10 protein-coding genes are annotated in these 12712 nt (G+C 41.0%); 2 read left to right on the forward strand and 8 right to left on the reverse strand.

The annotated features are described in order from the left end of the window. Window positions 1–118 precede the first annotated feature (118 nt). The 6 genes from E6C50_RS03675 to E6C50_RS03700 all read right to left on the reverse strand — a co-directional run bounded on the left by E6C50_RS03675 (window position 119) and on the right by E6C50_RS03700 (window position 9123). Window positions 119–1537, reverse strand: a complete 1419-nt coding sequence (locus E6C50_RS03675; protein WP_136401835.1) for a TolC family protein — start codon at window positions 1535–1537, stop codon at window positions 119–121. Window positions 1538–1545: 8 nt separating this feature from the next. Next, window positions 1546–4698 (reverse strand): efflux RND transporter permease subunit, encoded by a 3153-nt coding sequence (locus tag E6C50_RS03680; RefSeq protein WP_136401836.1) that lies wholly within the window; start codon window positions 4696–4698, stop codon window positions 1546–1548. Window positions 4699–4719: 21 nt separating this feature from the next. Next, entirely contained in the window at window positions 4720–5859 is a 1140-nt protein-coding gene (locus E6C50_RS03685) for an efflux RND transporter periplasmic adaptor subunit (RefSeq protein WP_136401837.1), read from the reverse strand. Window positions 5860–6082: 223 nt separating this feature from the next. Then, complete coding sequence (locus tag E6C50_RS03690) at window positions 6083–6847, reverse strand: LytR/AlgR family response regulator transcription factor (protein WP_136401838.1); 765 nt, start codon at window positions 6845–6847, stop codon at window positions 6083–6085. Then, entirely contained in the window at window positions 6844–7914 is a 1071-nt protein-coding gene (locus tag E6C50_RS03695; RefSeq protein WP_136401839.1) for a sensor histidine kinase, read from the reverse strand. The genes E6C50_RS03690 and E6C50_RS03695 overlap by 4 nt, the downstream gene beginning before the upstream one ends. A 294-nt stretch (window positions 7915–8208) precedes the next feature. Next, on the reverse strand, window positions 8209–9123 hold the full coding sequence (locus E6C50_RS03700) for a bestrophin family protein (protein ID WP_136401840.1): 915 nt from the start codon (window positions 9121–9123) through the stop codon (window positions 8209–8211). A gap of 177 nt (window positions 9124–9300) precedes the next feature. Between E6C50_RS03700 and E6C50_RS03705 the strand changes: the two genes are divergently transcribed. After that, entirely contained in the window at window positions 9301–10191 is an 891-nt protein-coding gene (locus E6C50_RS03705) for an alpha/beta hydrolase family protein (protein WP_136401841.1), read from the forward strand. Between the two features lie 38 nt (window positions 10192–10229). On the opposite strand, the gene E6C50_RS03710 is transcribed toward E6C50_RS03705, so the two are convergent. Continuing rightward, a complete protein-coding gene (locus tag E6C50_RS03710; protein ID WP_136401842.1) occupies window positions 10230–10943 on the reverse strand; it encodes a DUF3667 domain-containing protein in 714 nt (237 codons plus the stop codon). A 29-nt stretch (window positions 10944–10972) separates the two neighbouring features. Next, complete coding sequence (locus E6C50_RS03715; RefSeq protein WP_168732733.1) at window positions 10973–11584, reverse strand: hypothetical protein; 612 nt, start codon at window positions 11582–11584, stop codon at window positions 10973–10975. A 162-nt stretch (window positions 11585–11746) separates the two neighbouring features. On the opposite strand from E6C50_RS03715, the gene E6C50_RS03720 reads away from it, so the two are divergent. Next, the gene (locus tag E6C50_RS03720) at window positions 11747–12685 is read left to right on the forward strand and encodes a ketopantoate reductase family protein (protein ID WP_136401844.1); all 939 of its coding nucleotides are present in this window, start codon (window positions 11747–11749) and stop codon (window positions 12683–12685) included. Window positions 12686–12712: the final 27 nt, after the last annotated feature.

Below are 12712 nucleotides of genomic sequence, written 5' to 3' on the forward strand. Positions count from 1 at the left end.
TTCGGTTCCTTTACCACTTTCTGACGGGAATAATCATCACTCACTCCCAATAAAAATCAATCAAAAAAACAAACTTATTTTTCCATCCCCTATGTAGTATATATTGCTTTTGAATTGATTACTCCACACCACCGCCCAAAGCGCGATACAAATCGGTTATAGCATTGTATTTTTCCAAGTGGATTGCAATCGTTTCCAGCTCATTTTGCAACGCATTATTCTGCGCGGTAATCACTTCCAGATAATTGGCCATACCATTTGCGTACAACTTCATCGCGTCGTTTGTGGCTTTGTTTAGCGCCATTCCTTTTTCTTCCGCCAATACCAATCGTTGTGACGCTCCTTTCGATCTAGCCATCGCATCGGAAACCTCACCTACGGCTTGCAATACCGTTTGCTTAAACTGAATCGCTGCTTTTTCGTGTTCGATCAGTGCGATTTTATAGGCCGTTCGCAACATCTTTTTCTGAAACAACGGCTGCGTAAGATTCGCCGCAATATTTTTAGTAACCGATCCCGGTAAGTCAAACCAATCTTTAAATTGCATCGAATTCGTTCCTATTTGCGGTACGAGACTCAAACTGGGATACATGGCTGCATTGGCAAGACCGGCTTTGGCATTCGCTACGATCACGGCATATTCGGCGGCCTTTACATCCGGTCTCCGACTTAATAACGCGGCCGGAATTCCGGTTGTTGCAAGATCTTCCGGAAGAGCCTTTTGCAGACTTTCGGCTCGGGCAACACTGTCCGGATAAGCGCCACATAAAATACTCAAGGCATTTTCCTGTACGGCAATTTGCTGCATTGCTAGCGGCAATACCATTTCGGCCGTTTTCTTTTGTGCTTCGGCTTGTTGTACAGCCAGAGAATTAATTTGTCCCGCATCATACTGCAATTGCATAATCTGTAACGTACGATCGCTCAATTCTATATTCGATGTTGCGATCTTTAACTGTTCGTCCAGAGCCAACAAATTATAATAGGCCTGAGCCACCTGAACGATGATCCGGGTTTTTAAAGCCGCTACGTTTTCCCGCTGCGCAAAATAATCGGCTCGGGTTGCGGCTTTCATCATCGAAGTTTTCCCCCAGATATCCATTTCCCAGTTAAGACGTAAGCCGGACATATAATCGTCGATATATGGCGTACTTACAAACTGTCCCATCAGCGAGCCGTTCATACTGTTTTTAGACTGCCAGGTACGGTTGACACTTCCGCTTAACTCAAGTGTTGGCAACCATTCCAGTTTTGCTTGTTTAAAAGCCAGATCCAGTTGTTCGACGCTCTTTAAAGCAACCGCTATTTCATTATTCTTTTGTAAGGCATTCCCGATCAGAGTGATCAATTGTTTATCCTTAAAAAATGTTCTCCACGGCAACTGAATCGTATCGGCGGTGAGTTGTAATTCCATCCGGTATTTTTCTGGCAGGTCGAGTGCTGGCTGCTTGTATTTCTTTGCAACCACACAAGACGAAACCAATAGCAGCAACAGAAATCCCGGTATCAGTTTTTTTATAATCAATGATTGTGTCATTTTTCTTTTTATTTAATTGTATCGAAACCCTGTTTTTGTCCGGAGAGTTTTTCCTGCAGATATTGGAACAGCATATATAATAACGGAATCACAAAAACACCCAAAGCCACTCCGCTTAACATTCCCATCGCCGCACTAGTACTGATGGAACGGTTTCCGGTAGCCGTACCACCGGTAGCCAACATTAGCGGTATCATCCCTACAATAAATGCCAACGAGGTCATAATAATAGGTCGTAGTCGGGCTCGTGCGCCTTCAAAAGCCGACTCTTTAATAGACAATCCGCTTCTTCTGCGTTGTACGGCAAACTCCACGATAAGAATCGCATTTTTAGCCAGTAATCCGATAAGCATAATAAGTCCTACCTGAACATAAATATTATTATCCAGTCCGATCGCTTTAATTCCCAAATAGGCTCCTAAAATACCGGTAGGGATCGATAACAATACCGCCAACGGTAACAGGTAACTCTCATATTGTGCCGCCAGAAGGAAATAAACAAATAACAAACACAGTCCCAAAATCATCATGGTTTGGTTACCGGCTTCATTTTCTTCCAAACTTAAACCGGTCCATTCGTAGCTGTAATCCGAAGGCAAGTTATCGAGTACATGTTCCATACGGGTCATTAATTCTCCATTACTCACACCGGGCATGGCATTGACGTTAATCGTTACGGCATTATAAAGATTATAGCGACTCACCGATTCCGGTCCGTAGACTTTTTCCAGGGTTACCATCGTTTTTACCGGTACCATTTGCCCCTGATTGTTGCGGACAAAAATCTCGTTAAAAGCTTGTTCGTCCATTCGGAATACCCCATCGGCTTTGATATTTACACGATAAAACTTTCCAAATCGGGAGAAATTCAACGACTGATCCCCGGAAAAATACGATTGAATTACATTTAGCATACCGCTAACACTTACCCCCAGTTGTTTGGCCTTATCCTCATCTACATTCAACTCCAACTGCGGATAATCGGCACGAAAAGTGGTATAGGCAAACTGAACCCCGGGAACCTGCATCAACTGTCCGATTACTTCATCGGTTTTGGCTTTTAAAGCCTCCGCACCACGGGCCATCCGATCCTGAAGTACAATTTCGGCACCACTCGTCATTCCATAACCATCTACCGGTGGCAATCGCATGGCCATTAGCGAACCTTCTTTTATATGACTCAGCTTTTCATTGACTATCTCCATTAAGGCATCGATGTCCTTAACGGCTCCGCGTTGTTCCGTTGGTTTAAACTTTACAAAACCCACCCCGTAAGATGGTCCGGAACTATTACTTAAGATATTAAACCCAGTAATGGCAGTATTGTCTTCTATCGCTTCCACCTCCGAAAGCAGCGTATCGATTTTTTTCATCACTTCGGTTGTAGGTCCGAGTGCCGTACCCGGTGGCATGGCAAGTGAATACATAAACATTCCGTCGTCTTCCATTGGGACAAAACTTTTGGGCGTACTTGTAATCGACCAGGTTGCTACGGCAAACAGGGCGATAATACAACCCGCGGCCAACCATTTTCTTGCGGCCAAAAAGCTAATCGTTTTGATATAGCGTCCGGTTAGATTCGAAAATCCGGCATTAAAGGCGGTAAAAAAACGTTTTCCAAAACCGTCTTTTTTGGGTGCTTCTTCTCCTTCCTGTTGTTCCGCGTGGGTATTTTTTAATAAAAGTGCGCAAAGTGCCGGAGTCAACGTTAAGGCATTTACAGCCGAAATGATAATGGCTATCGCCAGTGTATAGGCAAACTGTTTATAGAAAATCCCCGCCGATCCCTGCATAAATCCAATTGGAATAAATACGGCCGACATCACAAGTGTAATCGAAATAACGGCGCCGGTGATTTCACTCATTGCGCTATGCGTTGCCTCTTTTCCGGTTAAAGAAGTTCCTTCCATCTTACTATGCACCGCTTCAACGACCACAATCGCATCATCGACCACAATACCAATCGCCAATACGAGTGCAAAGAGCGTCAGTACATTAATCGTAAAACCAAAAACCAACAGGAAGAAAAAGGTTCCTATAATCGCTACCGGAACCGCAATGGCCGGAATTAAGGTCGATCGGAAATCCTGCAGGAACAGAAACACCACCACAAAAACCAGTAAAAAAGCCTCGATCAAAGTCGATTTCACCTGACCAGTGGCGGCATCCAGTTTTTCTTTGGTACTCATAATCTTAGCATATTTAATACCCGGTGGAAACGATTTGGATAGTTTTTCCAGTTCTTTATCAATCCCCATTTCGATCGCATTTGCATTCGATCCTGTGGTTTGAATTATCGCAATCGTTACGGCATTTCGGCTGTTGGAGGTATTATTCCCGCCATAGGATATGGAACCGAATTCAACACGGGCAATATCCTTAAGTCGTATCAGATTTGTCCCGTTATTTTTAACTACAATATTATCATAGTCGTCCGGGACATTTTTCTTTCCTTTATAACGCATTACATATTCCAATACAGCATCGGATTCCTCGCCCAATTTTCCGGGAGCCGACTCCAAACTCTGATCGGCAATAGCCGCTGTTACATCCGCTGGTTCCAAGCCGTATCCGGCCATTTTACGCGGATTGAGCCAAACCCTCATGGAATACTCCTTACTTCCAAAAATCTGCGCCTGTCCTACTCCTGGAACCCTTTTAATTTGCGGAATCAAATTGATGTTCGCATAATTCTGCAAAAAGGTTTCGTCGTATTTCTCATTGTCATCCGTATACAGGTTAAAGATCATGATCATACTATTCTGCTGTTTGGAGGTTGTCAGTCCCATCCGCACCACTTCCGTCGGTAAAATAGGCGTTGCCTGTTGCACGCGGTTTTGAACATTTACCGCTGCTTGATCGGGATTGGTTCCCTGTTTAAAGACAATCGAAATCGAGAACGTTCCGTCGTTACTGGCCGTCGATTTAATATACTGCATGTCTTCCACCCCATTGATTTGTTCCTCTAATGGTGTTACTACCGAACGAATTACCGTTTGACTATTCCCGCCCGGATAAGAACCCGAAACCGAAACCGTTGGTGGCGAAATATCCGGGAATCGCGTCACCGAAAGTCGCGTAAGCCCAATGATACCCAGTATTACGATAACAATGGAAATTACCGTAGCCAGTACCGGCCTGTCTATTATTTTTTGTAACATATTCTATATTTTATAATCGGATTATTTAGTAGTCTTACTTGTTTTGATGATTTTAGGAACAACCTTCATACCGTGTGTTAGCGCATCAATCCTGTTGATTGCAATTTTATCCCCCGGCTGTAATCCTGATTTAACCAAAAAGGAATTTCCGGAATTTCCGGAAACCCGGATCGGTAACATCGCCACCGTATTACTATCGGTCAGTTTATACACAAAAAACTTATCCTGTATATCTTTGGTACTGGTACGTGGAATCTGAATCACATTGTTTTGTATGTGATCAATAACCACACGTCCTGTTCCACCGGAACGCAACAATTTATCCGGATTGACAAACAAGGCTTTCATGGGCATGCTACCGGTAGTGCGGTCGATATTACCACTGGCAGCTTCCAGTTTCCCCTTGTGTTCATAGGCTGAACCATCGGCCAAAATCAGCGTAACACTTTTCTCCGTTTGTGTTTCTTTTTTATACGTGATATAATCGGATTCACTCATTGAAAAGTAAACATTAACGGTATTGATTTCCGACAAAGTCGTTAAGGGTGTAGCATCAGATGGGGTAACCAGATTACCGATTCGGTTTGGAATACGGCTAATAAAACCGCTAACCGGTGCTTTGATCAGCGTAAAATCGGCATTAATTTTGGAAGAACCCAAAGTTGCTTTGGCCTGAGCTACCTGAGCAATAGCGGCAGTATATCGGGCCTGAGCTTCTTTAAGCTGTACCTCCGAAACCACTTTACCTTCCACCAGCGGTTTTAGCTTTTCCACTTCAATTTTGGCCGAAGTCTGAGCTGCCAATGCCGCTTTAAGTCCGGCATCGCTATTGGCAACCTGTTCCTGAAATACTTCTCCCTTTATCCGAAATAAATTTTGTCCCTTTTGTACATAGTCACCTTCTTTCACATAAACCGCTTCCAGATAACCGGTTACCTGTGCCTTTATATCCACATTTACACTTCCCTCTATACTCCCGGGATAGCTATGGGTACTATTCGCATCACCGGCTGATAGTTGTATAAAATCGGTTTCCAACGGAGTCATTCCAGCTCCCTCTTCCTGTCCCGCATCCTTTCCAGCGCAGGAAGCTAACAGCAGTACTGAAAAAAGAGACATCACCTTTGCGGTTGGAAGCCATTTTGTTATTTGTTTTTTCATATTGTATCGAAATTATTTTGAGAATTTGATACAAAGAAAACCCGGTTCTAAAGAAGATTTTTTTTAATTTAAACGAAGCGGAAAAATTTGCGGGTGAACCGTTTTTAAAGGGAATTGAATCGAAGGACTATTTTTTGAAAACGGAAATTCAAAGGGCTACAATGGCTATTTGGCTACTTGTATAGCCGAACGATGGAATTGTATTCTTTTATTTTTGGATCGATTAGTAATCCATCCAGTTTTTAAATTGGGGGGCTTTTTCGCGACTGATAATTATGTCCCGATCCGGGTATTTTTTAAGGATGATCCTTAGCTTTCCATTAAAATAATTTTGCACCTGTGCCACCGAATCCATATTGATAATATACTGTCTGTTGGCTCTAAAAAAGTGTTTCGGATCCAATTGTTGTTCCAATTTTTCCAGCGGTTGGGTTACGATTTCAAAATCGCCGTTAAAAAGATGCGCCTGAGTGGTATTCAGTTCTGAAAAAAAGAAGGCGATCTCGCTCACCATTACCGTTTTATAGCCATCCCGATACGGTAGTAAAAAACGGTTTCGGAATTCCTTTGGCAACATTTGAGTCAGAAGATTTTCGATGATCGGATTTAACGTCTGTACTTCACGCATGAGCTGTTCATAGCTATGTAAAGCGGTTTCCAATTCTTCTTTTTCGATCGGTTTTAGCAGATAATCGACACTATTATATTTAAATGCCCGTACCGCATATTCATCGTAGGCCGTTGTAAAAATCACCGGGCATTTTACTTCAATATGATTGAATATTTCAAAACTCAATCCGTCTGCCAGTCGTACATCCATCATGATAATATCCGGTTTTTCATGTAGCGCCAACCAAGCCACCGATTCTTTTACGCTGTCGAGAATTGCCAGAATTTCTGCATCGGGTCGTATATCGAGTAACAACCTTTTTAGTCGATCCGCATTTGGTTTTTCATCTTCAATGATTACTATTTTTTTTATTTTCATGATAACAAGGGTACTTTAACGGTGAATACTAACGCATCTTCTTCCACGATCGGTTTTTTATCGGATAGCAACGCATAACGACTCAGGATATTCGTAAGCCCAATACCGGCAGAGTCGGCTTTGGACACTAATGGCAACAAGGTGTTGGAAACCGTCAGATATTCGGCATCGGATTGCATTGTTATTTGCAGCGGACTGTCTTTGGTCGTCCGATTGTGTTTCAAGGCATTTTCGATAAGTAACTGCAACGTCAGTGGTGGCATTTGCAATCTTAGATGTTCCTGGCTTACGATTATTTCAAAAGCCACACCTTGTCCCATTCTCTTTTCGATCAGGAACAGATAGGCATTCAGAAATTTTAATTCTTCTCCCAGCGGGATGAGTTTTTTCCGGGAATTTACCAGTAAATAGCGGTATACTTTGGCCAGATTTTCGGCATATTCATATCCCAATTGCTGGTTTTCGAGAATAAGCTCCGAAAGTACGCTAAGGTTATTAAACACAAAATGAGGATCCAACTGTAATTTAAGTGCCTGTAATTCGGCTTCGGCGGCAACCTGTTTGTGTTCTGCGGCTTTAATTTTATGTTCTGCGGCTTCCATGGCGGTACTTTTCCAATTGGTGATCAAAAAATTACCCGTATTTATGGCACTGATCATTAATGCTGTTAATACGGTTGCGATAATCCATTGCCAATAACTTTTAACTTCACTTATAGTTGCTTCCACATCGTTTTCTTCCAGAATCAGCACAAATATGAAATGCATCATCAACGTCACCAATAGTACGCCGAGAATCTGTATAAAGCTTTGAATAACCAACCTTTTTATCGGGTCGATTGTCCACGGCATTTTTCGGTTAAACCAACGATCGAGGAACAAACTAAGCTCCGAAACAACGGCACAGAAAATAATGGAGATCACAAATTCTTCCGCAATGTCTGAAGGCGGTCGTGTCGCATAATCTGTCCAATACGTCGAATACGGATCCATCATATAGGAAATCAGATACGAGCCTATAAAAGCAAATAGGATCAGTAACGCTCTTTTTCCTTTACTGGTTATCATTGTTTTGTCGGATTTGACTTCAATTGCAAAGATAACAAATACGACACCGTCTCATATATATTATAACTATCCAGCATACACTACTATCGTTTTTTTGCTGCAAGGTACATCTGTGCCATTCGTCTCTTGTAGGCTTTATAGGTAAACCGTATAAAAAAGCCTTTGAAACGACAAACTACTGTAGTGAAAAGGAATACTAATTTCCGCTTACTATTGAGAACCACAACTCCATCCTCATTTTGAATATACAACTAAAATGAATCGCATCGGGACGAACCGTTGATAAACGTTTTTCTAATCGATTATATTTTTTGCCGTTTCCGGTGACGTCTCAATCGTCACGCCAATCTGTTCGAAAATGGTTGTATCGATCATCTGACACATAGTGTTAAGTGCCAAATCGTTGGCTTCCATTCCAAAAGGTTCCTCAATTTCATCGGCAATAGCTTCAAAGGCAATAAAGGTATAGGTTATAAAAACCACAATAAAGGGAGTGAACCACCCTAAACTGTCGACCAAAGCAAAAGGCAATAAAAAACAATACAGGTATACCGTACGGTGTAACAAAACCCGATAGCTATATGGAATAGGTGTAGATTGGATTCGTTCACAACCGCCTACTATATCGGCCAATTTATCCAGATTTTCATCAAAACGGCTCTGTTGGATGGAATCGATTCGGTTCGTATTTTTAGCCTTTTGCACCCATTCTCCCAAAAGATTCAGGATAATTGTTGGTTTATAATGCGTATTTGCTATCTTTTCGAGTTGTGCTTTATCCAAGCGCTTTTCGAGATCGGTATAGGAATCCGTATGCCGTAACTGGTGTTTTAGTGCATACGTAAATGCACTCAACAGCTGTACAAATTCAAGAACGGAATTTTTATCGGCCGGAGTTCCCAGTGTTACTGCCTGACGTGTTAGCGCGCGTGTCACATTCAATAAAGCGCCCCAAAGTTTTCGTCCTTCCCAGAAACGATCGTAACTGGCACTATTCCGAAAACCCAGAAACAATGCCAATACAAAACCGAACAACGTTAATGGAGCCGTATTGAGCGGTACTTTAAACGACAATATCGTTCCGTGGAAATAAACCACAGCTATCGACAAAAACAGCATTAACAACAAACGGGGGACTAATCCGGGTAATACCGAACCATGCCATACAAAAAGCATTCTAAACCAGTGTTCTCTTTTTCGTATAATCATAAGATAAGCCCCGTGTTTAATCGTCCGGAAGCTTACAAATTTACAAAAACAGCGCGATCATACAGTCGGAATATCTACAGAAATATAGCCCAATAGCGTCCCTTAAAATAAGGTTAAATTTATCTCTTTAAAAGGAAATTTTCCTACATTCGTCACCCAACCCTATTCTACATCAAGATGAAAAAAAGCGTATTCATTATCTTCACGTTAATTCTATTTGGTGCTTGTACTCCCAAAAAAGCCCCCGTACAAGTGATCACAGGAAAAGATTACGAGCTAAAAATTGCCAGTCCGCAAAAAGCCGTTTTAGTATTATTCCCGTGTTATCCCTGCGATATTGCCAACACCAAAGCCGAGGCAAAATTTCTAAAAAATATCGAAAAACAAGGAATCACCACCCTATTATTAAATTACAACCAACGGCTTTTTTTAAGCGATGCTGAAAAAACGGAATACGCAAAAACACTCAACTCCATACTAAATGAGCATAATATTGCGACAAACAACCTCTATATCGGTGGTTTTTCCGGTGGTGGTAATGTGACGATGCTATTGTCCAGTTACCTGATAAAAAGCAAAAATGCGATTCAGCCTAAAGGTATTATGGTAGTCGATTCTCCGATCGATTTGGAAGCCTTATACTACGATTCCCAGAAAGATGTAGTAAAAAATGCAGATCCAGAAGCCGTAGCAGAAGGTCATTATTTAATAGAATTATTAGAAAATGCCTTTGGAAAACCTACTGATCATCTCGAAAATTATAAAAATGCCTCGCCTTATCTGGCTTCTTGCAAAATAACCGACAATATTGCATATTTAAAAGACATTAAAACTCGGTTTTATTCCGAACCTGCCTTGGAATGGCAAAAGCAACAAAGAAACAGAACCTACGAAGATTTAAACGCCTACAAACTAGAACAGGCCTCCAAGACGTTAAAAGAACTGGGCAGTACACAAACCGAATTTATTGCTACTGAAAACCGTGGATACCGAGCTAATGGCGATCGACATCCGCATTCGTGGAGTATCGTAGAGCAAGGAAGTCTGGTGAAATGGATGACCGAATAGTCCGTTTTCAGGACTATTCGGGATTTGACTTATTTTTTTTAAAAAACAAGGTCGATTACAATACCTAAGATCATTAATAAAATCCAGAACGTTATACTGCCAAGAAGATAAGCCACCAATGCTTTTATGTAATTAGCAGGCTTCGTTTTGTCGAAAAACTGGCCGATAGCCCAGGCGCAATATCCTGTGATCACAACGCTCACATACAGGAATAATGGGATTTGGGTCAGTCCCTCCAATAAGGCCGATACCGAAAACATCAGCATTCCCATACCGATCACAAAACATAACATCACCAGGATTTCAAACAGATTGTACTGGTATTTTCTAAAAAATAATTTAATCCATAGCGCAATAAAAACTCCCATAATAATATTGGCATAGCCATAATGCTTTTGCACCCAATCCGTCATCGTTGTTACTGCCGATTTCCTGAGAGACAACTGAGCCGTATAAGCTTCTTCAATATGGAAGTAATGGTTGATAAATGAATAAATCAACGATGTTACAATGATAAATAAAATCGGCTTTACCAGTCGGCTACGATTGTCCGACAGGTATTCCCGGATATTTTTCCCCGGTTGTAAAAGCAACTCCCGCATCGTATATAAAATCCCCCGTTCAAAATGCAAAACATGCTCAATTTCATGTACGATATAATGTGCATTAATTCGTTTAAGTTGTGCCGGCTGACCGCAATTGGAGCAATATTTACCGGTTATAGCTGTGGTACAGTTTTTACAATTATCCATTTTTTAGTTCTAATTATATCTCAAAAATATTATTTAAAGCGTATACTCACTAAAAAATAGTGCGGTATTTTAAAATGTGTTCCTAAATTTTCGGGCTTTATGTCCGATTGCACGACTTCGCAATACGAACCCGAACCATCTTTATGGATTGTAGGTGTAATAATCGCAAAAATGGGGATATCCGTTTCGGAAGCTATATTGATTTCCAGAAATTCGTTGGAGCCAAAAAAATCTTTTAGTGCATATAATTCGGAATCATTATTTAACTTGAAATAGCTCTTTTTACTACCGAAACCGGATCCCTTGATATACGTTTTTAGTTTTCCGTCTGTCATACTAAAGAAAAATTTCAGGGACAGACTTTCCAAACTGATCTTAAAATAATCCGATTCACTTCCATCAAACAACGTAACTTTAGGAGACGGTTTTCCGTTTTTAAACTCCCGTATGTTAATCTCATAATATTTGCCTTTAAGTGCCTCTCCTACAAAATTCAATCGCTCAATATAGATATTTTGAAAATCGATCAGTTCCTGAATTTCTTTATTTTCAGTTGCATAATTATTGCTGACTTTTACGATTTGTTGCGCCCAGGCTGCGGCATTAGTAAGGAATACCAATAGTAGTAAAATACGTTTCAATTTTAATTTATTTTTGGGTTGCTTATTTGCGTGTGCCAAAATAAACTAAAATTTCATAATTCCGAGAAAAAAACAACAATCGTAACGAAATACAGAAATTGCAAAAAAATATCTTGATAACCAATTCTTTTTCGTTTAACTTTCTACAAAAAATAAAAGGTGATGACAACCATACTCATTGTCGGAATCGGTGGTGTTGGCGGCTATTTTGGCGGACTATTGGCGAAAGCATTTCAAAACGATACTACTGTAGCCGTACAATTTCTGGCTCGGGGCAAAAACCTCGATGCGATTCACGCCAATGGTCTTACGATTGTGAAAGGTCCGGATAGTAGTACCGTTTTTCCCAAAAAAGCGAGCGATAGTCCTTCCGATCTCAACAAAGCCGACTACATTATTCTGTGTACCAAAACCTATGACCTAGAGTCAACATTAGTACAATTACAAGACTGTATCACCGAAAAAACCGTTATCCTACCCTTGCTTAATGGACTGGATAGTACCCTAAAAATCAAACGACATTATCCGAATGCGATGGTGCTGGAAGGCTGTGTGTATCTGGTTTCCCGTTTGTCTGCTCCCGGAATCGTAACCAATAGCGGAAACATCGAAAGTTTGTTTTTTGGTTCCGATTCAGTATCTGACGAGCGTCTTTTACAACTGGAAACGCTTTTAAAACAAGCCGGAATTCAGGCGACGTTAACACCGGATATCCTATCGGTACTTTGGGAGAAATTTATATTCGTATCGGCCATCGCTACGGCCACTTCTTTTTATGATCAGTCAATTGGTGAAATTCTTGAAAATCCAGACAAACGCGATACGTTACTAGCACTGCTAACAGAAGTTTACACTTTGGCCAAAGCAAAAAAAATACCCTTACCGGAAGATAGTGTTGCTACTACTTTAGCCAATATAGAAACACTTCCGTTTGCCGCAACCTCATCGTTACATAGTGATTTTAAAAACGGAAAAGACCAAACCGAATTGGAATCCTTAACCGGTTATGTCGTTTCCGAAGGACTTAACTATGCAATTGCAACACCAGTTTACGAAAAATTATATTCGGCTTTACAAGCCAAAAAGAAACCGGCCTTATAATACTAAGACCGATTTTTATATTGATCA

Source organism: Flavobacterium supellecticarium, assembly GCF_004801375.1.
In the GTDB taxonomy this organism is placed as follows: Bacteria; Bacteroidota; Bacteroidia; order Flavobacteriales; family Flavobacteriaceae; genus Flavobacterium; species Flavobacterium supellecticarium.

What these genes read in the sequence shown, in the direction of transcription:
- E6C50_RS03675 (WP_136401835.1), bottom strand. Translation starts at nt 1,537, where the DNA reads ATGACACAATCATTGATTATAAAAAAACTGATACCGGGATTTCTGTTG.
- E6C50_RS03680 (WP_136401836.1), bottom strand. Translation starts at nt 4,698, where the DNA reads ATGTTACAAAAAATAATAGACAGGCCGGTACTGGCTACGGTAATTTCC.
- E6C50_RS03685 (WP_136401837.1), bottom strand. Translation starts at nt 5,859, where the DNA reads ATGAAAAAACAAATAACAAAATGGCTTCCAACCGCAAAGGTGATGTCT.
- E6C50_RS03690 (WP_136401838.1), bottom strand. Translation starts at nt 6,847, where the DNA reads ATGAAAATAAAAAAAATAGTAATCATTGAAGATGAAAAACCAAATGCG.
- E6C50_RS03695 (WP_136401839.1), bottom strand. Translation starts at nt 7,914, where the DNA reads ATGATAACCAGTAAAGGAAAAAGAGCGTTACTGATCCTATTTGCTTTT.
- E6C50_RS03700 (WP_136401840.1), bottom strand. Translation starts at nt 9,123, where the DNA reads ATGATTATACGAAAAAGAGAACACTGGTTTAGAATGCTTTTTGTATGG.
- E6C50_RS03705 (WP_136401841.1), top strand. Translation starts at nt 9,301, where the DNA reads ATGAAAAAAAGCGTATTCATTATCTTCACGTTAATTCTATTTGGTGCT.
- E6C50_RS03710 (WP_136401842.1), bottom strand. Translation starts at nt 10,943, where the DNA reads ATGGATAATTGTAAAAACTGTACCACAGCTATAACCGGTAAATATTGC.
- E6C50_RS03720 (WP_136401844.1), top strand. Translation starts at nt 11,747, where the DNA reads ATGACAACCATACTCATTGTCGGAATCGGTGGTGTTGGCGGCTATTTT.